This window comes from Campylobacter sp. BCW_4319 (assembly GCF_001764435.1).
Classification (GTDB): Bacteria; Campylobacterota; Campylobacteria; order Campylobacterales; family Campylobacteraceae; genus Campylobacter_D; species Campylobacter_D jejuni.
Window position 1 is genome coordinate 87,024 of the sequence record NZ_MKAQ01000009.1, and the last position, 20,129, is coordinate 107,152.

Below are 20,129 nucleotides of genomic sequence, written 5' to 3' on the forward strand. Positions count from 1 at the left end.
TTATGTTTGATTTTTTATATAATGATATTAGCTATTTGGGGCTTTTCATGGTGTGTTTTCTTTCAAGCACACTATTACCTTTAGCAAGTGAAGCCTTTGTTTTAGGCTTTATAAAACTTGATTTTAATCCGAATTTGGTACTTATCGTAGCCACTTTGGGTAATACCTTAGGAAGTTTAAGTACTTATGCTTTAGCGTATTTTGGAAAAGAAAAAATTTTAGAAAAATACTTTAGCAAATCCTTAAAAAAATTAGAAAATTTCAATGCTAATTTTGCTAAATTTGGAAGTATATTTGCTTTTTTTACTTTTTTACCTTTAGTAGGAGATCTTTTTGCCTTGGGACTTGGTTTTGCGAAATATTCTTTTTTAAAAACTATATTTTTTATCTTACTTGGAAAATTAAGTCGTTATGCTTTCATAATTTTCATAGCAAACTCCTTTTAAAAACCTCTCTTTTATAAGTTTTAAAAGCTTTGCATTGTCTACATTTTTTAGAATTTTAACACAATTTTTAGTGCTTAAATCCACCCCCATACTCATTTTTGGTTCTTTAAAACAACGCCAACTCATACCTCTTGCCAAAGAACTATCGCAAATAACATCAGCATAACACTCATCAAAATCTGCAATACTAGAATCTAATGCGTAAGCTATCGTTAAAGCATCATGCATCCAAGTTCCCTTTGTACCACGTGTTTTAGAGGCATAATCAATCCAAACACCTAAAGTTTCAACGATAAAATCACATAAAATATTCTTACCTTGCAACTCTTTTAAATCCTCGTGTGTTAATAAAGTCTGCATGGTTGCATTATAAGGTATGAGTGTAATTTTAGCTCTTGAATTTAGCACTATACTAGCCGCCTCAGGATCAAAACCAAAATTTGTATCTTTAGTGTAATAAGGCATATCAAAACTGCCGCCCATAATAAAAAGCTCTTTAAGATTTATATCAAAATCTTTAAAAATTTTCATAGTCATAGCGATATTTGTCAAAGGTCCTATCGCACAAATAGAAATTTCTTTAGGATTTTTACTCACCAACTCACCCATTTTAAAAATCGCATCAGGATTTATATTTTCTAAAATTTCAGGACTTTTTATATTTTCCCAAAGATATTCAAGTTTAAAATTTTTAACACTTTCATCAAGTCTTTGACGCCAAGCTTTACTTGGTTCTTTTAGGGCTTCATTCGCTCCCAAATAAACTGGGATATTTAAATTTAAACGTTTAAATAAATCCTTAGCCACACTATAGGCAACAAGGCTTGGAACATTACCGCAAACTGTGCTTAGCATTTCAAGTTTGATTTCTTTAGATGACAAAATCAAAGCAAGTGCTAAACCATCATCAGTATTTGCTCCTGCAATAGCATTGCCTATGTCCGTGTCTAAGATAAGTCTCATATCGCATCTTCTATTTTATTTAAATCTCTACCTCTAGTTTCTGGCGCAAAAAATGTAGTCACAAAACCTATACCTGCAGTTAATACAAAATATGTCGCGATAGGCCACCAAGTGCCATAATATGCAAGCAAAGCAGAAGCCACCATAGGCGCTGTTCCTCCTGAAAGAATAGAACCTAGCTCCTTAGCAAAAGCCATTTTTGTATAACGGTTTTTTACCCCAAAAAGCTCCACACCCCAAGCCGCTTGCACACCAAAAATCCCTAAAGATGCTAAAGACATACCTACAATAATAGTTAAAATCACAATAATTTCATTTTTACTATCTAAAAGCATAAAAGCAGGAAAAGCATAAATCATCAAAAGCAAACAAAACATTCTATAAGTAATACATCTTCCAAATTTATCACTTAAATAACCTGCCAAAGGAATAACTAAAAACCCTACCAATGAAGCTATCATCACTGCTGTAGTAGCTACTGATTTGTCTAAAAGTAAAATTTTAGTCACATAACCTACAATAAAACCTTGCGCAAGATAAGAAGGTCCATTTTCGCCTATTCTTAAGCCCACCATAGTCCAAAAAGCACGACTTCTTTGCCAAAAACTTCTTTCATCTTTTTTCATATGCTTTTCGTTATTAAGACGCAATTTCATCATTTCATTTTTTTGCTTTTCAAAAACAGGGGTTTCTTTGACATGAAAACGAATATATACAGCAAAAAGAGCGATTAAAATACTTCCCATAAAAGGAACTCTCCAGCCCCATTCTTTAAAACTTGCTTCATCCATTTGTACCATCAAAAGCCATACAAAAGACGCAAGCAAAGTTCCACTATTTGATCCTAAAGCAATCACAGAAGAAACAAGCCCTCTTCTCTTGCTAGGAGCATATTCTCCTAGCATAACTGTTCCACCTGAAAGTTCAGCTCCTGCGCCAAAACCCTGCATAAAACGTAATGCAACCAAACAAATAGGCGCCCAAACACCAATCACTGCATAACTTGGGATAAAACCTATCAGAGTAGTTGAAATTCCCATTAAAGCTATTGTAGCCATCATAACATTTTTTCTTCCGTGTTTATCACCTAAATGACCAAAAAACAAAGCCCCAATAGGTCTTGCAATAAAACCTATGCCATAAGTTACAAAACTAAGCAAAAGTGCAATTACTGGAGTTTGCTCAGGAAAAAATACTTCTGAAAAAATTGTTGCAGCTGCTAAACCATAAAGTGCAAAATCTGCATATTCCATAGCAGTTCCCAACCAGCAAGAAAAAACTGCCTTTTTAAAAACTTTTCTACCTTCAGGTGTGTTAAAATTCTTATCTGCAATTCCATCAATTTGCTGATTTGTCATTACATTTTCCTTACATTATTCATATAAAATTTTTACTCTACTCGATATTATGACTAAAAATTGAAGTATTTTCGCTTAAATATCTTTAAATTTCGAGACATTTTAAGCAAAATTTTGAAATAATATAACCAAAATATATTTTATCAAAAGAAGAAATTATTATGAAAACTTTAACTATTATTGATACTTTTGGATTTTTTTTCAGACTTTACTACGCATTAAAAGGTTTTAAAAATTCACAAGGACAAGCTAGTGGAATGATTAGCGGTTTTGCAAATTTTATTTATAGCTTAAAAAATGAATATAAAAGTGATTATATTGTTTTTGCATTAGATTCCAAAGGAAAAACTTTTCGTAGCGAAATTGATCCAAACTATAAACAAAATCGCACTCCACCGCCACCTGAACTTCTAGAACAAATTCCAATTTGCATAAAGATGATAGAAAAAATGGGTTTCATAAGCGTTTCTCAAGAAGGTTATGAAGCTGATGATATCATTGCTTCTTTTGTAAAAACTTGTGAAAATAGAGATATTTTTGTACGTATTATCACTCAAGATAAAGATCTTTATCAACTCATAAAAGATGGTAAAACAAGCATTTACAGTCCTATTTCTAAAAACGACTATGATGAAGCAGCGTGTTTAGAAAAATACGGAGTAAAACCTAATCAAATCAGAGATTTTTTAGCTCTTTGTGGGGATAGTTCTGATAATATTCCAGGCGTTAAAGGTATAGGTGCAAAAGGAGCTAAAACCTTGCTTGATGAGTTTGGTAGCATAGAGGGAATTTATGAAAATTTAACCCTAGTACGTAACGAAAGAAGTCGTAACTTGCTTTTAGAGGGTAAGGAAAATGCATTTTTAAGCAAAAAATTAGCTTCTTTGTATGACAATTTAGAAGTACAAAATCTCATAGAAAAAGCCACTTATCCTGATGAAGAACCTCTTTTAAAAATACTTGAAATTTTAGAACATTACGAACTTAATACTTTGCTTAAAAAACTGCGTCAAAATCCTGATAATAAAGATAAAAATTTAGGTTTTAAAGCCACTTTAGTACAAGATGAAAACAAACTTTTTGAAATTTTAAATACCCTTGATAAAGAAAGTATTATTGCTTTTGATACCGAAACCACAGGACTTGATACTAAAGAAGCAAAAATTGTTGGTTTTAGTTTTTGCATGAATGAAAATGAAGCCTTTTACGTGCCTTTAACTCATAATTATCTTGGAGTAGGTGAGCAAATCTCATTGCAAAGTGCCAAAAAAGCTATAGAAGCAATCTTTAATCATTTTGTTATAGGGCACAATCTCAAATATGATTTTAAAATCATTCAAAACAATTTTGACTTAAATTTACCTCAAAAATACGCAGATACAATGATTTTGGCATGGCTTAAAAATCCTTCTTTAAGAGTAAATATGGATGATTTAGCCTTAAGACTTTTTAATTACGAAACCTTGCATTTTGAAAGCCTTGTTAAAAAAGGAGAAAATTTTGCAAGTGTAGAACTTGAAAAAGCTTGTAAATACGCTGCAGAAGATGCTTATATCACTTTAAGATTTTATCTTTATTTTTTAAAAAATCTTGAAACTCCTTTATTAGAACTTGCTAAAAACTGCGAATTTGATTTCATTAAAATCATTATGATGATGGAAGAAAATGGCATAAAGCTTGATACAAATGCACTTGAAATCCTTATGAAAAAATTTGAAAATGAAATCAAAAATTTAAGTGAAGAAATTTATACTCTTTGCGAGGATAGATTTAATCTAAATTCACCTAAACAAATGGGTGATATACTTTTTGAAAAACTCAAACTCCCAAGCGGAAAAAAAGGAAAAACAGGATATTCTACCGATGAAAAAGTTTTAAATATACTTTTAGATAAACATCCTGTAATTGCTAAAATTTTAGATTATAGAGAACTTGCCAAACTTTATTCCACTTATTGCGAACCTTTGTTAAAACTAGCGTTAAAAGATAAAAATTCACGCATTTATTCAAGTTTTTTACAAACTGGAACCGCTACAGGACGTCTTTCATCTAAGGATCCAAATTTGCAAAACATCCCTGCACACGGACAATATGCAAAAGATTATAAATCTTGCTTTGTAGCTAAAGATGGATTTAGTTTTATCTCTCTTGATTATTCTCAAATCGAACTTAGAATACTTGCACATTTTAGCGAAGATGAAAAACTTTTAAATGCTTTTGCCAATGATGAAGATATACACGCAAGAACAGCAATAATGATTTTTGGTGAAAGCAATTATGAAACCAGAAGTGTTGCAAAAAGTATAAATTTTGGACTTATTTATGGTATGGGTTATAAAACCTTAAGTCAAAATTTAAAAATAGAAGCTAATTTAGCCAAATCTTACATAGAAAAATATTTTGAAAATTTTACTAGCATTAAGAAATATTTTGAAAAAGTTAAAAACGAAGCTAAACAAAATGGTTTTATTGTTACTTTAAGCGGTCGCAAGCGTTATTTTGATTTTGAAAACGCAAAACCTATGCAAATTGCCATGTATGAAAGAGAAAGCATTAATTCAATCTTGCAAGGCTCAGCAGCAGATGTAATCAAGCTTGCAATGCTAGAAATCAATAAAGAATTAAATGAAGATAAAAAGCTTATTTTACAAATTCATGATGAATTAATTTTTGAAGTAAAAGACGATTTGTGTGAAAATTTTGTAAAAAAAACTAGAGATATTATGGAAAATATAGTAAAATTAAAAGTAAAATTAAAAACAAGTTCAAGTATCGCCAAAAATTGGGGCGATTTAAAATAATCAAGGAGATAATTAATGGATCTTTCAACCATATTAGGAATGGTGCTTGCAGTTACTAGTATTTCAGTAGGAGATATATTAGAAGGAGGAAATCCTTTACATGTTATTCATCTTTCTTCCTTTCTTATAGTTATGCCAACGGCTGCATTTTGTGCAATGACTTCTACACATAAAAAAATTGTAAAAGCAGCTTATAAAGAACTCAAAGTTGTCTTTAAAGGTTCTGGAGTAAATCTACCTGAAAGGATAGCTCAGTTAATAGAATTTGCTATTATTGCAAGAAGAGATGGTCTTTTAGCATTAGAATCAAGAACCAATGAGATTGAAAATGAATTTTTAAAAAATGCTATGATGATGCTTGTAGATGGTAAAAGCTTTGAAGAAATTCACGAAAGCATGGAAATACAAACCGAACAACTTGAAGAGCATTATAAAGAATGCGCAGAATATTGGATAGTATTTGGAGAAACTTGCCCTACCATGGGACTTGTTGGAGCGGTTTTTGGTCTTATTCTAGCTCTTAAATTGCTAGACAATCCTCAAGCAATGGCAGCGGGTATTTCAGGTGCTTTCACAGCTACAGTTACGGGAATTTTTGGCGCTTATGCACTTTTTGCTCCTTGGGGGAAAAAATTAAAAGCTAATGGAATGGATCTTGTAAAAGAGCAAATTGTTATTACTGAAGCTATAAAAGGAATTGCAGAAGGTGCTAATCCTAGAGATTTAGAAGCTAAACTTTTTAACTTCTTAAGTCACGATGATCCAAGAATTTCACAATTTGACAAAGGTTAAAAATGGCTAAAAAACATAAATGCCCAGAATGTCCAGCAGGTGAAAAATGGGCTGTGCCTTATGCAGACTTTCTAAGTTTGCTTTTGGCACTTTTTATTGCTCTTTGGGCAATTTCTAAAACAAATCCTGCTAAAGTAGAGGCTTTAAAAACTGAATTTGTTAAAATCTTTGATTACACCTCTACTCAAACAGTCAAAGAAGAGAGTAAAACCCAAGAAAAATATAAAGGCGCAGCAAAAGAAGAAAGCGATAAACTCAAATCGTTAAAACAAATGACTATGACACAGCAAGAAACTATCAAACGTCTTCAAGCAGCTCTAGATCAAAGCGATAATCAGGTTGCTCTTAACCTTCCATCTAAAGTTGAATTTGAAAGAGGTAGTGCTCAAATCGTTTCAGCTGATATACAAGATTATTTAAAACGTATGGCTGAGCTAACAACATATTTGCCACCTCAAGCAAAAATAGAAATTAGAGGCTATACAGACAATAGCGACTCTATTATAAGAAGTTATGAACTCGCCTACCAAAGAGCGGAAAATGTATTAAAATATTTTATAGAAGGTGGAGCAAATTTGAAAAATATTAGCATTAAAAGCTACGGGCTTAATAATCCTATCAATGGAAATCCACAAGCTCTAGAAAATAATAGAGTAGAAATATATTTTAAAGTCGATACAGCAGATACAAGTACTCAAAAATCGGTTCTTGAGCTTATTAACAAAATAGGAACTAAAGCACCTTAAAAGTTTTAGTTTCCTTTTTTTACTTGACCAGCTAAACGACTCTTATTATTTGTATTATAAACAAATCCTAGCACCTCAGCTACAGCTTTAAACATTTCCCTAGGAATAAGATCATTAACATCACAAGCTTTATAAAGCTCTCTTGCTAAAGGAGGATTTTCATAAACTACAACATTATTTTCATAGGCTACTTGTTTTATGCGAAGAGCGAGAAAATCCACTCCTTTGGCAACAACCCTAGGGGCTTGTTCTTTACTTGTATCATAACGAATAGCTACGGCATAATGCGTTGGGTTTGTGATCACCACATCCGCACCTGCAACATCTTGAACCATACGACGACGCGCAGCTTCCATTTGAAGTCTACGAATTCTACCTTTAACCTGAGGATCTCCTTCCATTTGTTTATACTCATCTTTTATTTCTTGTTTGCTCATACGCAAACCTTTAAAATACTGAAAACGCACCAAAAAAACATCTAAAACAGCAATAATTAAAAAAGCAACTATAACAATAGCTGCTAAAACAATAGCTCTGTCTCTTAGCCAAGCAAGCTGTGTAACCATAGTATAAAGCTCAACTCTTGGAAGCTCTTGCATAAATTTAAGTAAAACTATAAAAGCTATAGTAAAAACAATACCCACTTTTAAAATAATTTTTATACTTTCAACAATTTTTTTCAATGAAAAAAGATTTTTTAAACCTTTTAGAGGATTGATTTTTCCTAAATTTGGCATAATAGGTTTAGTTGTAAAAATAAAACCAAATTGCATAATATTTCCCAAAACCCCAGCAATCATAATACTTAAAACAATAGGTGCAAGAATAATTAAAACCTCAAAAATGCTTTTAATCATAATGGCTTGAATAATACGCAAATCAAATTCAACACCAATAAAACTTTGATAGTATCTATATAAATTTACAATTCTCTCGCCCATAAAACTCATCATAAATAAAGTTATAGTTACTCCAATTATCAAAGTTACAATAGCTGCCGCATCTTGAGACTTTGGAACATTACCTTCTTTACGCGCATCTTCTATCTTTTTGGACGTGGGTTCTTCTGTTTTTTCTTGATCTTCGCCTGCCATATTTTAGCCTAAATAAAAATTTTAATATGTGTGTAAAATTATAGTAGAAAATTTATGAATTTCAATTAAAGAATAAAAATGAAGAAAAAGCCTCGTAAAGAGGCTTTATACTAAGAAATTAAAGTTTAGCTTCGTTTTTGCCAAGATATTCAGCCACGCCTTTAGGGTTAGCTTTCATACCTTCATCGCCCTTATTCCATCCTGCAGGACAAACTTCACCATGCTCATTTGTAAAAAGCATAGTATCAACCATTCTTAACATTTCATCTATATTTCTACCTAGTGGTAAATCATTAACCACAGCATGGCGAACTGTTCCATCAGCATCAAGCAAGAACGAACCACGAAGGGCAACTGCTTCTGCATAAAGTACATCAAAATTTCTAGCAATCTGCTTAGTTAAGTCAGCAACAAGCGGAAATTTAACCTGACCAATACCACCTTGATTTACTGGAGTATTTTTCCAAGCAAAATGTGAAAATTCATTATCTCCTGAAATTCCAATTACTTCAATGCCACGATTTTTAAATTCTTGATATCTTTTGTCAAAAGCTATAATTTCTGAAGGACAAACAAAAGTAAAATCTTTTGGATAAAAGAATACTACCGCTCCTTTTGGACCTATGTTTTTATAAAGATTAAAATCTTGAACAATTTCATTGTTTCCCAATACTGCTGGAGCAGTAAAATCTAAAGCTTTTTTAGTAACTATCATATTTTCTCCTAAATAATAAATTTTATTGATAACGAAATTATATCGTTTAAATCTTTATTTTTTTTTAAATATCTAAAATAATATTAAAAATTTAAGAAAGTTATAATTATTATCAAATAATGTAAATTTTTGATTATCAAAATTTACATTATTTAAGAATTTTATGCTAAAATCTTTTAAATCTTAATATTAAAAAGGAGAAAAAATGGCTGTAAAAATTACAGATATATGTATTGCTTGTGGTTCTTGTATTGATGAGTGTCCAGTGAGTGCTATCGTTGATGATGCTAACAATCCAGAAGGTGAAGATAGATATTATGTTTATGCAAACAAATGCGTTGAATGCGTAGGACATAATGATCAACCAGCTTGTGCCAGTGCTTGCCCAACAGATGGATGTATAGTTTGGAGTGCTGTAGAATCAGGACAACCAAGTCGTGATAATATTGGCGCTGATATGAGAAGTGGGGACACTCCAGTTTTTGCATAATTTTAAAAAATTAAAAAGCTAGAGATTCCTAGCTTTTTCTTTTAATTTAACTTTCTTTAAACAAATTCAAGTATAATTTTAAGCTTTATTAAAATAAGGAGTTATTACAAAGATGGAAAAAACTTTATCTATAATTAAACCTGATGCTGTTAAAAAAGGTGTTATAGGAAAAATTTTAGATCGTTTTGAAAGCAATGGATTAAGAATCGCTGCAATGAAAAAAGTTCAACTTAGTAAAGAACAAGCTGAAAATTTTTATGCTGTTCATAAAGAAAGACCTTTTTTTAAAGACTTGGTTGAATTTATGATTAGCGGTCCTGTTGTTGTTTCTGTACTAGAAGGAGAAGGTGCTGTATTAAAAAATAGAGATTTAATGGGAGCGACAAATCCTAAAGAAGCTAAAGCAGGAACAATTAGAGCCGATTTTGCTGAGAGTATTGATGCTAATGCTGTTCATGGAAGTGACAGCTTGGAAAATGCAAAAATAGAAATTGAATTTTTCTTTAAACCAAATGAAATTTGCTAAATGAAAATCCCTTTTTCTAAGATTAATACAAAGGAATATCCTTTTAAACTTAATCTTGAAAATATGATTTTTGAGGGAAATTTAGTAAAAATAAATCCTAAGCTTGTTAAAATAAATGCTATTATGCAAGGTTTTATCTATAGACCTTGTGATAGTTGTGGAACTGAGTTAGAACTTGAAATTAAAGAAAATTTAGAACTTTTTGCAAGTGATGGTATTTTTAAAGATGAAGCAAACGAATTGAGCAATACTATAGAATTTTTCGATGGACATATTGATTTAATAGAAGTTGCTATTAGCGAGCTTGAAGTTTATTTGAGTGATTATTTTTATTGCATAAATTGCAATAATTAATTAAATTTTATAAAGGAGAAAAAATGGCAGTACCAAAGAGAAGAGTGAGCAAAACTCGTGCAGCTAAACGCAGAACTCACTATAAAGTTAGTCTTCCTATGCCTATAAAAGACAAAGATGGAAGCTACAAAATGCCTCACCGTGCGAATCCAACAACTAAGGAATATTAAAATCAATGATTAACATTGCCATTGATGCAATGGGTGGTGATTTTGGAGAAAAACCCATTATAGAAGGCGTTTTAAAGGCACTAGAAGCAAAACCTTTTAACGCTATCTTAGTGGGAAATTCTAAAATTCTAAAACCTTTAATACCAAAAAAATTAGAACAATATATACAATACGAAGAAGCTAGTGAAATTTTTTCGATGAATGAAAATGCCACAGATGCTTTAAAAAATAAAGAAACAACCATATACAAAGCTATTAATTTATTAAAAGAAAAAAAAGTAGATGCTGTAGTTTCAGCGGGTCATAGTGGAGCAAGTATGTCTTTGGCTACCTTAAGGCTTGGAAGACTTAAAGGTATTTCAAGACCTGCTATTGCCACTTTAATGCCAAATATCGTTAACAAAACTTTACTTTTGGATGTTGGAGCTAATACAGATTGCAAAGCTGAAAATTTATTTCAATTTGCCATAATGGGTGAAGTTTATGCTAGAGAAATCATGCAAATTCAAAAACCACGCCTTGCTTTACTTTCTAATGGTGAAGAAGAATGCAAAGGTAATGAACTTACCAAAGAAAGTCATCAGCTTATGAAAAAAATTCCAAATTTTATAGGCAATGCTGAAGGTAGAGATATTTTCAATGGTGAAATAGATGTTTTAGTCTGCGATGGTTTTGATGGAAATGTTATCTTAAAGGCTTGTGAAGGTGTGGCAACAGCTATTTTTCAACTTCTAAAAAACGAAGTAAAGCAATCTTTTATTTCTAAAATAGGTGCTTTACTTATGAAGCCATCTTTTAAAAAATTAAAAAAACACACAGATTGGCAAGAATATGGCGGAGCACCCCTTCTTGGAGTTAATGGCTGCGTGATCATAAGTCATGGAAAAAGCGATTCTAGAGCTATTAAAAATGCAATTTTTCAAGCTATAAATTTTAGCCAATCTCATATCAATAAACTTATAGAAAATGAACTTGGGAAATACAATGCTTAAAGCCAGTCTTAAAAGTATAGCTTCTTATATTCCAGAAAAAATTTTAAGCAATGCTGATCTTGAAAAAATGGTAGATACCACCGATGAATGGATCACTAGACGCACAGGTATTAAAGAAAGGCGCATTGCTAGTGAAAATGAAAATACTAGCGATTTGGGCACAAAAGCTGCATTAAAAGCCATAGAAAGAGCAAATTTAAAACCTGAAGATATTGATGCGATTCTTGTAGCTACTTTAAGTCCTGATTATTTTACTATGCCTTCAACGGCTTGTAAAATTGCTTCAAATTTAGGACTTGTAAATATTAGCGCTTTTGATATTTCAGCAGCTTGTTCTGGTTTTATCTATTTGCTTGAACAAGCTAAAGCCTTAGTAGAAAGTGGTTTGAAAAAAAATGTTTTAATCATAGGAGCTGAAAAAACAAGTTCAATTATGGATTACAATGACAGAAGTATTTGCATACTCTTTGGAGACGGTGCAGGTGCTGGAGTTGTAAGTTTGGATAATGAAAATCATATCCTTGATGTACATACTGCAAGCAATGGTAATTATGGAGATCTTTTAATGACTCAAAGATCGCAAAAATCAAGCCTATGTCAAACACTTTCTATGCAAATGAAAGGCAATGAAGTTTTTAAAATAGCAGTAAACACGCTTAGTAATGATGTTGTAGAAATTTTAGCTAAAAATAACATTTTAGCACAAGAAATTGATCTTTTTATTCCTCATCAAGCTAATCTACGCATCATTAAAGCCGTCCAAGAAAAACTCAATCTAAGCGATGAAAAATGTGTGATCACTGTACAAAAATATGGCAATACTTCAGCTGCTTCTATACCTATGGCAATGAATGATGCCTATGAAGAAGGTCGACTTAAAAAAGGAAATCTGATCTTACTAGATGCTTTTGGCGGTGGTTTTACTTGGGGATCTGCGCTTTTAAAATTTGGAGGAGAGAATTTTTAATTCTCTCTTAGCTTTCCAAAAGCTTGAATTTCTACCAAATAACCCTCTGCTAAAGCACTTCCTACACAAGCTCTAACAGGTTTAGGATAATTTTTAATCCAAGCATCATAAATTTCATTCATTGCATCAAAATCTTGCATATTAGCTAACCAGATTTGAATTTGAATCAAATCTCCTTTGCTTGCGCCTATTTTTTCAAACAAAGCATCAAGTTCTGCAAGTGCTTCTTTGGTTTGTTTTTTAATATCTCCGCTAGGTTCAAAAGCCACTTGTCCTGCAGTCTTAAAATATTTATCAAAAACAATAATTTGCGACATTCTATCGCACTCATCAAAACGCTTTATCATGCATATTTTCCTTGAAATTCTTTCATAAATTCACACAAGGTTTTTATCTGATCCAAATTAAGCGCATTATAAATACTTGCACGAATTCCTCCTAAAATTCTATGTCCTTTAAGTCCTATCATTCCAGCTTCTTCGGCTTCCTTTACAAAAAGAGGCTCTAAATCTTTATTTTTAGCAATATTAAAACTCACATTCATTAAAGATCTGTCCTTTTTATCTGCATGTCCTTTATAAAATCCATTACTTAAATCAATACACTCATAAAGCATAGCAGCTTTTTGAGAATTTTTCTCATGTACTTTATCAAGTCCGCCTTGATTTAAAAGCCAATCCATTTCAAGATTAAACATATAAATGGCAAAGGTTGGAGGCGTATTAAACAAGGACTGATTCTCAGCATGAGTCAAATAATTTAACATACTAGGAATTTGTTTATTTTTAGATCTTTCTAACATATCTTTACGGATAAAAATACAACTTAAACCCGAAATTCCAGCATTTTTTTGCACTCCGCCATAAAAAAGAGCAATATTTGAAAAATCTACTTTTCTAGAAAAAAAATCACTCGATGCATCCACAATCAAAGGAGTTTTAGTTTTAGGATAATTTTGATATTGAGTGCCGTAAATAGTATTGTTAGAACAAATATAAGCATAATCAGCATTATCTCTAAATTCCACTCTAGGAATATGATTAAAATTACTTTCCTCGCTACTTGCTACGGTTTTAACATTGACACCTAAAATTTGTGCTTCTTTAATTGCTTTTTTTGTCCAAACTCCTGTATTTGCATATTCACAAACCCCATTTAAAGCCAAATTCATAGGAATCATAGCAAATTGTAAACTTGCTCCACCTTGTAAAAATAATACTTCATAATCATCATTTAACCCGTAAAGTTTTTTAGCTTTCTCTTGTGCTCCAAAATGCACTTCTTCAAATACTTTTGTGCGGTGAGAAATTTCCATTATAGAATAACCCCTACCCTGATAATCACAGAGTTCTTTTTGAGCTTGCTCTAAAATTTCTAAAGGTAAAGTCGATGGCCCTGCACTGAAATTGATTTTTCTCATAATCTATCCTTATAAAATTTTTGCTTCTTTTTGAGAAGTTTGAGAACTTAAAATAACGATATCATCACTCTTAAGATCTTCTAAATTTGCTATTTTACCATTTTTTCTGATACAAATAAACTTTTTGCTTTTATTAAAAAAATTCTCATGTTGCAAATAAGCATTTTGCAATTTATCTAATTTTAATTCATTATAACGCATTTGATTTGCCAATAGATGATTTAATTGCTTTTCTATATTATGGCTTTGTTTTATTTTTTCATCTATTATTTTTGGCAAAGAATTAAATTTGAAAAATTTGCTTAAATTTAAAAGCAAATTTTCATAATTTTGTATTTTATAATTCCAAAGTTGCATTAATTTTTCTTCCATTAAATCCAAACTTTGCTCTATATCCAACTTAGAATAAAACAAAGTATCTATAGCAGCTGAAGGCGTTGGAGCTCTAAAATCTGCAACAAAATCACTAATAACATAATCAATCTCATGTCCTATGGCTGAAATAATAGGAGTTTTTGCTTTAAAAATCTCTCTTGCTAAATTTTCATCATTAAAACAAAAAAGATCTTCTCTGCTTCCTCCACCACGTGCTATAATAAGAACATCTAAATCCATATCATCGGCTTTTTTTAAAGCTTGTATAAGAGAAAAAGGAGCATTATTTCCTTGAGTTAAAGCATCAAAAATATAAATTTTTGCCAAAAAATATTCTTTTTGGTGAATAAGTTTTAACATATCTTGCAAAGCAGCAGAAGTTTTTGAAGTGATAATGCCTACTTTTTTAGGAAATTTTGGCAAAGATTTTTTAAAGCGTGGATCAAAAAGTCCTTCTTTTTGCAAACGCTCTTTTAAAGCCAAAAACTGTGCTTCCAAATCCCCAAAACCTGCTTTTTTCATACTAGTAGCGATAAATTGATAACGACCACTTTCAGGATATAAACTTACACTTCCACAAAGCTCTAAAAAATTCCCCACAGCTGGTTTAAATCCGACTTTTAAATTAGCTCCTTTAAACATAGCACAAGCAATGCTTGATCTTTCATCTTTTAAATCAAAATACCAATGTCCTGAACCATGCAAAGTAATTTTTGAAATTTCTCCACTTAAAACTATATCATCAAAATGTGTTTCTAATAAAGCCTTTGCTTTAAGATTTAATTCTGTTGGTGTCATAGTTTTTTTGCTATAAACATTGAACTCACGCCAAAGCTAAAACTTTTATAATCAAGTATTTCAAAACCAGCATTTTTAAGTTCTAAGATGAACTCTTCCTTACTTAAAAATCCTTCAATAGAGTTTGGCAAATACTCATAAGCACTTTTATTTTTACTGATTATCCCACCTATACTTGGTAAAATATTTTTAAGATAAAAATCTCTACAAGCTGCTATAAATCCACCCTTTTCTCTTTTTGTAAATTCCAAAACTACCAAAATACCATCTTTTTGAAGTACTCTAGCAAATTCACTTAAGGCTTTTTGTCTTTCTACAACATTGCGAATGCCATAACTAATGCTTAAAATATCTAAACTTTGACTTTCTAAAGGTAAATTTTGCGCCCCTGCTTCTATAAATTCGACATTTGGAAATTTTTCTTTTGCAACATTTAGCATGCCACTACTTGGATCAATACCTTTAATATTTAGAATATTTTTTTCCATTTTTAAAGCACTCTCTTGCCAAATCTCTATCATATCCCCTGTGCCACAGGCAATATCAGCGATTTTTAAATCTTTTTTTAAATACAAACTCATCACTCTTTGACAAGCTTTTTTGCGCCACGCTACATCAGCTCCAAAGCTTAAAATTCTATTCGCCTTATCATAAGTAGGTGCAATTTGATTAAACATTTCTATAATTTTTTCTTGTTTTTGCATTTTTATCCTTTGTAAATTTTCAAATTTTTACTTGATTTTTTAAGCAATTTGCAAAATTTATTTTTATTATTGATTATTTTCGAAAAAATATTTTTATCCCTATCTTTGCAATATTTTTCATAAAGTTTGTTTAAATTTTTTATCTCTAAAAAACGATAAAAATATTCTAAAAATATTGCCAATTCAAAAAAACTATTTTCAAAAAGCTCTAAATCAAAATTTTTTAGTATATTTTTTCTAAATAAAATAATTTTTTTTCTAAGTTCTAACGCAACAAGTTGTTTAAAAAACCTATCTTTGCAATCACCTTCATAAAAAGAATTTTCCTTTATGAAAAAATCAAAATCATTAAACAAATCTTGGATTTTTTCATCGCTTAAAAATAGCAATAAATCTTGATTTGAATTTTCACTTGCTAAAATATCTTGAGTTTTTTTCGTTATATCTTTAAACTTTAAAGCCAAAATATTACTCAAATTTTTATCTAAAATAGTATTCATACTTGATAAAACTATATACAAGCTTCTTGAATAAAATAAAAATTCGCATAAACTTTGCTTATCTTTTCTCTCTAAAGATAAAGTCCAATAAAATTTTAATTTTTTAAATAAATAAAATAAAAAAATTCTAAATCCATCATAAGCATTAATATAATTTGGAAAATCCAAGCTAAAATTCTGATTTTTTTCTATAATTTTAAAATATTTCTCTATATCAAAATTTTGATATTCAAAACCATATAAAACGATATGTTTAGAATTTAAATCATGATGTAATTCTTTTTGAATTTTAAAATCTTTAGGAATTTTAAATTCATTGGAACTATCCAAAGTTGGAAAAAATATTTTTAAAATACAAATTTTAGGCTCTTCATACATATCAATATAACTTTTTAAAGAGCAAAATTTAAATTCGAAGCGTTCTTTTTTAATACTCTTTCCTATAATCTTTTTTCGAGCTTTTTCAAATTTTTTTTTAGAAATTTTCTCTTCTTGATTCTGTTCTAAAATTGAATTATTAAATTTTGTAATTTTATAAAATTCATTGCAAAAACTTTGAAATTTAACACTATGATTTGAAGTTATTTGAGTATAAAAAGTTTCAAATTTAGAATTTCGAAAAGGTATATTATCTTTTTTTAAATTCCCTAAAAGAGTGCAATCAGATAGTAAAAAGTTTTTTTGAATTTCATAAACCATTAAAATAACCCTTAAAATATATGGGTTATTTTAACCTTATTTTGCTTAATGACACTTTTTGCAACTATCAACATAAGCACAAACAGACAGATGATTGACGAGATTGCCTATCTTTTTTTCTAAATGCTCTTGATATTCATAAAGCTTAGCATCTTTAAAACTTAAATCCTCTATACCACCACATTTGGCGCAAACAACATGAATATGTTCTTCTTCATAGATATCGTAACAAGTTTTTTGATTTAAAACATTGATTTCAACAACTAAACCTTGTTCTTGTAAAGTATTAAGATTTTTATAAACCGTCGCTAAAGAGATTGAAGGGTATTCTTTTTTAATTTCTGTATATAATTCATCAATATTAGGATGCTCATGTCTTTTTAAAATTTTTAAAACACATAGTCTTTGCGGAGTAGCTTTTAACTCATGTTTTTTAAGCATTTGTAGTAATTCCATTTTATTTATTCCTTACTTTTTTAAGTAAAAATAATAATAAAATTTTTATTAAAAGAAGTTTATATTAAATAATATTTTTTATTATTTAATGATAAAATTTTAAAACTTTCGTCAACAAACTATTGACATCTTTTTCTAGATTTTTTTCCACCTCACTTGTTTTTCCATGTTCAATAAATTTGTCTTCATATTCAAAGCTAACAACTTTTACATGCAAATCATATTTTTGTAAAAAATTATTAATTAAACTTTCTATACCGCCAATTTTAACATTTTCACTAAAAATAAACCAAATTTTACTTTTTTTAGCAAGCTCACACAAAAGCTCTTCATCTAAAGGTTTAGCAAAAATTAAATCAATCAAATTAGCATTATTATTCATTTCTTGCAAGGCTCTTAAGACTTGCCACGCTTTTGCCACACCTTGTCCATAACCTAAAAAAGCAATTTCACTACTATTTTTTACAAGCCATTGCGCCTTACCAAGTTTTATCTCACAAGGATTAAATTCTTTATCCAAAATAAAACTCCCTCTAGGATAACGAAAAGCAATAGGTCCTTGATGTAAATAAGCATACTCCATTATATTTTGCATCATTTGTTCATCTCTTGGAGCTAAAAGAGTGAAATTTGGCAAAGGAGCTAAAAAACTAAGATCAAAAACACCTTGATGCGTTTCCCCATCTTCGCCTACTATCCCTGCCCTATCCATAGCAAAAACCACATTTAAATTCATAATCGCACAATCATGGATCACTTGATCATAAGCACGCTGCAAAAAAGTGCTATATATTGCAATAAAAGGTTTAAATCCTTCTTTTGCCATAGCGGCCATAGAAGTTACTGCATGCTGTTCTGCAATAGCCACATCCCAAAAACGGTTTGGATATTTTTCTATAAGCTTATCAAGACCTGTTCCACTTGGCATAGCCGCCGTAACCCCAACAATATTTTCATATTTTGAGGCTAAATTAAGCAAATTCTTAGAAAAAATTTCAGTAGCAGATTTTTTAGTATCACTTTTTTTAACACTCTCTCCACTATCTATATCAAAAGCTCCCACCCCGTGCCATTTAGCATGTTTTCCTTCGGCTAAAGCATAGCCTTTACCCTTTATGGTTTGAGTATGTATCACACAAGGCTTTTGCATAGCTTTTGCTTGTTTTAATGCAGAAATAATTTCACCTAAATTATGTCCATCAATAGGCCCTATATATTCAAGCCCTAATTCTTCAAACAAAAGCCCAGGAGTAATAAGTTTAAAACTCTCTTCAAAACGCTTGGCCATATAAGTAGCACTATCAGGCAATATATCCAACATTTTAGCAATACGCTTTTTAAAACTTTGATAAAACTGCGTTGCCATAGCCTGAGAAAGATACTTTGAAATTGCTCCAATTGGTTTTGAAATACTCATTTCATTATCATTTAAAAGTATTACGCAAGGAAATTTAGAATCACCCAATTCATTTAAAGCCTCATAGGCCATACCCGCACTTAAAGCACCATCTCCAATCAAAGCAACAGGAATACGCTTTTCACCTTTTAAAGCAATGGCCTTACAAGCACCTACTGCCAAAGAAATAGAGGTGCTAGAATGCCCTGCTACAAAATAATCTCCCTCGCTAGGTTTTGTATAACCACTTAAACCATTGATTTGTCTTAAAGTATCAAATATTTCTTCTTTTCCGCTTAAAAGCTTGTGTGTATAAGACTGATGCGACACATCAAAAATAAAAGGATCTTTTTTTGCATCAAAAACCAAATGCATTGCTATACTAAGTTCTACAGCACCCAAATTTGAACTTAAATGCCCACCATTTTTACTCACAACTTGTATGATTTTTTCACGCATAGATGCTGCTAAATTTTCTAATTCTTTTAAACTTAGCTTTTCTAACTCTTCTTGAGTATGGGCAAATTTTTTACTCATTATTCACCATTTTTTTAATTTTAGTTAGACGAGAGTTAAGATTGGATTCTATATTGCCTGCGTCACTTATAATAACAACACTTCCTTTGCTAATTGCATCATCAAGACTTATTTTAATATGAGCATTCTGATCAAATTGCTCTTTTAAATACTCATAATCCTCTGCATTAACCTTAAGCTCAATTGCACTAGCACCCTTAAGCTCGCCGATTAAATCTTTAGCCAAAGCATAAGCTATCTTACTTGAATTTAGTTCAAGTTCTTTTAAGATTACTTCTTTAGCGATATCTATAGCAGTATCTGCTAATTCTTTCTCATTTTTTTCTATGAAATTTTCAAGATTTTCGCAAGCATTATCAAGTTTGGCTATACTTTTTAAATACTTATCTTTAAAATCACTCAATTCCTTTTGAAATTCTTCTTTTGCTTTCTCATAACCCTCTTTGGTAAATTTTTCTTTAGCATTTTCAAGTTCTGAATTTAAGCGGTTATTAAATTCATTCTCTTGGCTTTCTATTTGCATTTGAAGTTTAATAATATTGCTTGACATTTCATCTGTTTTTTTAAGTAAATCTTCAACAAAGCTTGGTTGAAATGTTGGAATTTGAGTTTCCATAACAGCTTGTGTAGAGGCAATGACTTGATTTTCTTCGACTGGTTTTTCGTCATTTAAAGATATATTAGTATTTTCTTCATCTGGAGTTTGAGTATGTTTTTTTTCACCTGTATGATTATCAAATTCTGAAATAACTTTAAAACGATATCCTTCAACAACATGCTGATCAGAAGCCCCACCAGAAATTACATTGCTACGATTAACCATCTCTCAC

General features: G+C 30.6%; 22 protein-coding genes. 10 read left to right on the forward strand and 12 right to left on the reverse strand.

Translation table 11 applies throughout. The features are described 5' to 3' along the window. Positions 1-2 precede the first annotated feature (2 nt). Entirely contained in the window at positions 3-446 is a 444-nt protein-coding gene (locus AJN56_RS03170; RefSeq protein WP_002859441.1) for a YqaA family protein, read from the forward strand. On the opposite strand, the gene AJN56_RS03175 is transcribed toward AJN56_RS03170, so the two are convergent. Both AJN56_RS03175 and AJN56_RS03180 read right to left on the reverse strand, forming a co-directional pair. Continuing rightward, positions 402-1,409 (reverse strand): nucleoside hydrolase, encoded by a 1,008-nt coding sequence (locus AJN56_RS03175; protein WP_002868914.1) that lies wholly within the window; start codon positions 1,407-1,409, stop codon positions 402-404. The genes AJN56_RS03170 and AJN56_RS03175 overlap by 45 nt on opposite strands. Beyond that, complete coding sequence (locus AJN56_RS03180; protein WP_002875281.1) at positions 1,406-2,767, reverse strand: MFS transporter; 1,362 nt, start codon at positions 2,765-2,767, stop codon at positions 1,406-1,408. Before AJN56_RS03180 ends, AJN56_RS03175 begins: the two co-directional genes overlap by 4 nt. Positions 2,768-2,928: 161 nt before the next feature. On the opposite strand from AJN56_RS03180, the gene polA reads away from it, so the two are divergent. From polA to motB, 3 genes are read left to right on the forward strand one after another with little or no spacing between them, the layout of a single operon-like run. Then, positions 2,929-5,568, forward strand: a complete 2,640-nt coding sequence (gene polA, locus AJN56_RS03185) for a DNA polymerase I (protein ID WP_002859439.1) — start codon at positions 2,929-2,931, stop codon at positions 5,566-5,568. A 15-nt stretch (positions 5,569-5,583) separates the two neighbouring features. Further along, a complete protein-coding gene (gene motA, locus AJN56_RS03190) occupies positions 5,584-6,360 on the forward strand; it encodes a flagellar motor stator protein MotA (RefSeq protein WP_002859438.1) in 777 nt (258 codons plus the stop codon). Between the two features lie 2 nt (positions 6,361-6,362). Beyond that, positions 6,363-7,106 (forward strand): flagellar motor protein MotB, encoded by a 744-nt coding sequence (motB, locus tag AJN56_RS03195; protein ID WP_070246221.1) that lies wholly within the window; start codon positions 6,363-6,365, stop codon positions 7,104-7,106. A 5-nt stretch (positions 7,107-7,111) separates the two neighbouring features. On the opposite strand, the gene flhB is transcribed toward motB, so the two are convergent. After that, entirely contained in the window at positions 7,112-8,200 is a 1,089-nt protein-coding gene (gene flhB / locus AJN56_RS03200) for a flagellar biosynthesis protein FlhB (RefSeq protein WP_002868910.1), read from the reverse strand. Between the two features lie 118 nt (positions 8,201-8,318). Then, positions 8,319-8,915: a peroxiredoxin gene (locus AJN56_RS03205; RefSeq protein ID WP_002854219.1), complete on the reverse strand. Its 597-nt coding sequence runs from the start codon at positions 8,913-8,915 to the stop codon at positions 8,319-8,321. A gap of 205 nt (positions 8,916-9,120) precedes the next feature. Here AJN56_RS03205 and AJN56_RS03210 point away from each other — a divergent pair, with 205 nt between their 5' ends. The 6 genes from AJN56_RS03210 (at position 9,121) to AJN56_RS03235 (ending at position 12,414) form a co-directional block, all read left to right on the forward strand. Then, a complete protein-coding gene (locus AJN56_RS03210) occupies positions 9,121-9,405 on the forward strand; it encodes a DUF362 domain-containing protein (protein ID WP_002854354.1) in 285 nt (94 codons plus the stop codon). A gap of 112 nt (positions 9,406-9,517) precedes the next feature. Continuing rightward, positions 9,518-9,931, forward strand: a complete 414-nt coding sequence (gene ndk, locus AJN56_RS03215; protein WP_002859435.1) for a nucleoside-diphosphate kinase — start codon at positions 9,518-9,520, stop codon at positions 9,929-9,931. Beyond that, the gene (locus AJN56_RS03220; protein WP_002859434.1) at positions 9,932-10,285 is read left to right on the forward strand and encodes a hypothetical protein; all 354 of its coding nucleotides are present in this window, start codon (positions 9,932-9,934) and stop codon (positions 10,283-10,285) included. Positions 10,286-10,308: 23 nt separating this feature from the next. Then, positions 10,309-10,455, forward strand: coding sequence for a 50S ribosomal protein L32 (gene rpmF / locus AJN56_RS03225; RefSeq protein ID WP_002858674.1), 147 nt, complete (start codon positions 10,309-10,311; stop codon positions 10,453-10,455). A gap of 5 nt (positions 10,456-10,460) precedes the next feature. Further along, on the forward strand, positions 10,461-11,447 hold the full coding sequence (plsX, locus tag AJN56_RS03230; RefSeq protein WP_002868169.1) for a phosphate acyltransferase PlsX: 987 nt from the start codon (positions 10,461-10,463) through the stop codon (positions 11,445-11,447). Continuing rightward, a complete protein-coding gene (locus AJN56_RS03235; RefSeq protein WP_002858639.1) occupies positions 11,440-12,414 on the forward strand; it encodes a beta-ketoacyl-ACP synthase III in 975 nt (324 codons plus the stop codon). Before plsX ends, AJN56_RS03235 begins: the two co-directional genes overlap by 8 nt. On the opposite strand, the gene AJN56_RS03240 is transcribed toward AJN56_RS03235, so the two are convergent. The 8 genes from AJN56_RS03240 to fliH all read right to left on the reverse strand — a co-directional run bounded on the left by AJN56_RS03240 (position 12,411) and on the right by fliH (position 20,122). After that, entirely contained in the window at positions 12,411-12,761 is a 351-nt protein-coding gene (locus tag AJN56_RS03240) for a RidA family protein (RefSeq protein ID WP_002868753.1), read from the reverse strand. The genes AJN56_RS03235 and AJN56_RS03240 overlap by 4 nt on opposite strands. Continuing rightward, the gene (serC, locus tag AJN56_RS03245) at positions 12,758-13,834 is read right to left on the reverse strand and encodes a phosphoserine transaminase (protein ID WP_002868752.1); all 1,077 of its coding nucleotides are present in this window, start codon (positions 13,832-13,834) and stop codon (positions 12,758-12,760) included. Before serC ends, AJN56_RS03240 begins: the two co-directional genes overlap by 4 nt. A 9-nt stretch (positions 13,835-13,843) precedes the next feature. Next, entirely contained in the window at positions 13,844-15,007 is a 1,164-nt protein-coding gene (xseA, locus tag AJN56_RS03250) for an exodeoxyribonuclease VII large subunit (protein ID WP_002859429.1), read from the reverse strand. Then, complete coding sequence (ubiE, locus tag AJN56_RS03255) at positions 15,004-15,711, reverse strand: bifunctional demethylmenaquinone methyltransferase/2-methoxy-6-polyprenyl-1,4-benzoquinol methylase UbiE (RefSeq protein WP_002859428.1); 708 nt, start codon at positions 15,709-15,711, stop codon at positions 15,004-15,006. The genes xseA and ubiE overlap by 4 nt, the downstream gene beginning before the upstream one ends. Positions 15,712-15,713: 2 nt before the next feature. Then, positions 15,714-16,910 carry a hypothetical protein gene (locus AJN56_RS03260; protein ID WP_002868751.1) on the reverse strand — a complete coding sequence of 399 codons (1,197 nt, stop codon included), beginning with the start codon at positions 16,908-16,910 and terminating at the stop codon, positions 15,714-15,716. Between the two features lie 45 nt (positions 16,911-16,955). Then, a complete protein-coding gene (gene perR, locus AJN56_RS03265; protein WP_002854244.1) occupies positions 16,956-17,366 on the reverse strand; it encodes a peroxide-responsive transcriptional repressor PerR in 411 nt (136 codons plus the stop codon). A gap of 85 nt (positions 17,367-17,451) precedes the next feature. Next, positions 17,452-19,299 (reverse strand): 1-deoxy-D-xylulose-5-phosphate synthase, encoded by a 1,848-nt coding sequence (gene dxs / locus AJN56_RS03270; protein ID WP_070246219.1) that lies wholly within the window; start codon positions 19,297-19,299, stop codon positions 17,452-17,454. Further along, on the reverse strand, positions 19,292-20,122 hold the full coding sequence (gene fliH / locus AJN56_RS03275; protein WP_002858748.1) for a flagellar assembly protein FliH: 831 nt from the start codon (positions 20,120-20,122) through the stop codon (positions 19,292-19,294). The genes dxs and fliH overlap by 8 nt, the downstream gene beginning before the upstream one ends. Positions 20,123-20,129 lie beyond the last annotated feature (7 nt).

What these genes read in the sequence shown, in the direction of transcription:
- ndk (WP_002859435.1), top strand. Translation starts at nt 9,518, where the DNA reads ATGGAAAAAACTTTATCTATAATTAAACCTGATGCTGTTAAAAAAGGT.
- AJN56_RS03205 (WP_002854219.1), bottom strand. Translation starts at nt 8,915, where the DNA reads ATGATAGTTACTAAAAAAGCTTTAGATTTTACTGCTCCAGCAGTATTG.
- plsX (WP_002868169.1), top strand. Translation starts at nt 10,461, where the DNA reads ATGATTAACATTGCCATTGATGCAATGGGTGGTGATTTTGGAGAAAAA.
- rpmF (WP_002858674.1), top strand. Translation starts at nt 10,309, where the DNA reads ATGGCAGTACCAAAGAGAAGAGTGAGCAAAACTCGTGCAGCTAAACGC.
- polA (WP_002859439.1), top strand. Translation starts at nt 2,929, where the DNA reads ATGAAAACTTTAACTATTATTGATACTTTTGGATTTTTTTTCAGACTT.
- fliH (WP_002858748.1), bottom strand. Translation starts at nt 20,122, where the DNA reads ATGGTTAATCGTAGCAATGTAATTTCTGGTGGGGCTTCTGATCAGCAT.
- motB (WP_070246221.1), top strand. Translation starts at nt 6,363, where the DNA reads ATGGCTAAAAAACATAAATGCCCAGAATGTCCAGCAGGTGAAAAATGG.
- motA (WP_002859438.1), top strand. Translation starts at nt 5,584, where the DNA reads ATGGATCTTTCAACCATATTAGGAATGGTGCTTGCAGTTACTAGTATT.
- perR (WP_002854244.1), bottom strand. Translation starts at nt 17,366, where the DNA reads ATGGAATTACTACAAATGCTTAAAAAACATGAGTTAAAAGCTACTCCG.
- xseA (WP_002859429.1), bottom strand. Translation starts at nt 15,007, where the DNA reads ATGACACCAACAGAATTAAATCTTAAAGCAAAGGCTTTATTAGAAACA.
- AJN56_RS03235 (WP_002858639.1), top strand. Translation starts at nt 11,440, where the DNA reads ATGCTTAAAGCCAGTCTTAAAAGTATAGCTTCTTATATTCCAGAAAAA.
- AJN56_RS03220 (WP_002859434.1), top strand. Translation starts at nt 9,932, where the DNA reads ATGAAAATCCCTTTTTCTAAGATTAATACAAAGGAATATCCTTTTAAA.
- flhB (WP_002868910.1), bottom strand. Translation starts at nt 8,200, where the DNA reads ATGGCAGGCGAAGATCAAGAAAAAACAGAAGAACCCACGTCCAAAAAG.
- dxs (WP_070246219.1), bottom strand. Translation starts at nt 19,299, where the DNA reads ATGAGTAAAAAATTTGCCCATACTCAAGAAGAGTTAGAAAAGCTAAGT.
- AJN56_RS03170 (WP_002859441.1), top strand. Translation starts at nt 3, where the DNA reads ATGTTTGATTTTTTATATAATGATATTAGCTATTTGGGGCTTTTCATG.
- AJN56_RS03210 (WP_002854354.1), top strand. Translation starts at nt 9,121, where the DNA reads ATGGCTGTAAAAATTACAGATATATGTATTGCTTGTGGTTCTTGTATT.
- ubiE (WP_002859428.1), bottom strand. Translation starts at nt 15,711, where the DNA reads ATGCAAAAACAAGAAAAAATTATAGAAATGTTTAATCAAATTGCACCT.
- serC (WP_002868752.1), bottom strand. Translation starts at nt 13,834, where the DNA reads ATGAGAAAAATCAATTTCAGTGCAGGGCCATCGACTTTACCTTTAGAA.
- AJN56_RS03240 (WP_002868753.1), bottom strand. Translation starts at nt 12,761, where the DNA reads ATGATAAAGCGTTTTGATGAGTGCGATAGAATGTCGCAAATTATTGTT.
- AJN56_RS03260 (WP_002868751.1), bottom strand. Translation starts at nt 16,910, where the DNA reads ATGGTTTATGAAATTCAAAAAAACTTTTTACTATCTGATTGCACTCTT.
- AJN56_RS03175 (WP_002868914.1), bottom strand. Translation starts at nt 1,409, where the DNA reads ATGAGACTTATCTTAGACACGGACATAGGCAATGCTATTGCAGGAGCA.
- AJN56_RS03180 (WP_002875281.1), bottom strand. Translation starts at nt 2,767, where the DNA reads ATGACAAATCAGCAAATTGATGGAATTGCAGATAAGAATTTTAACACA.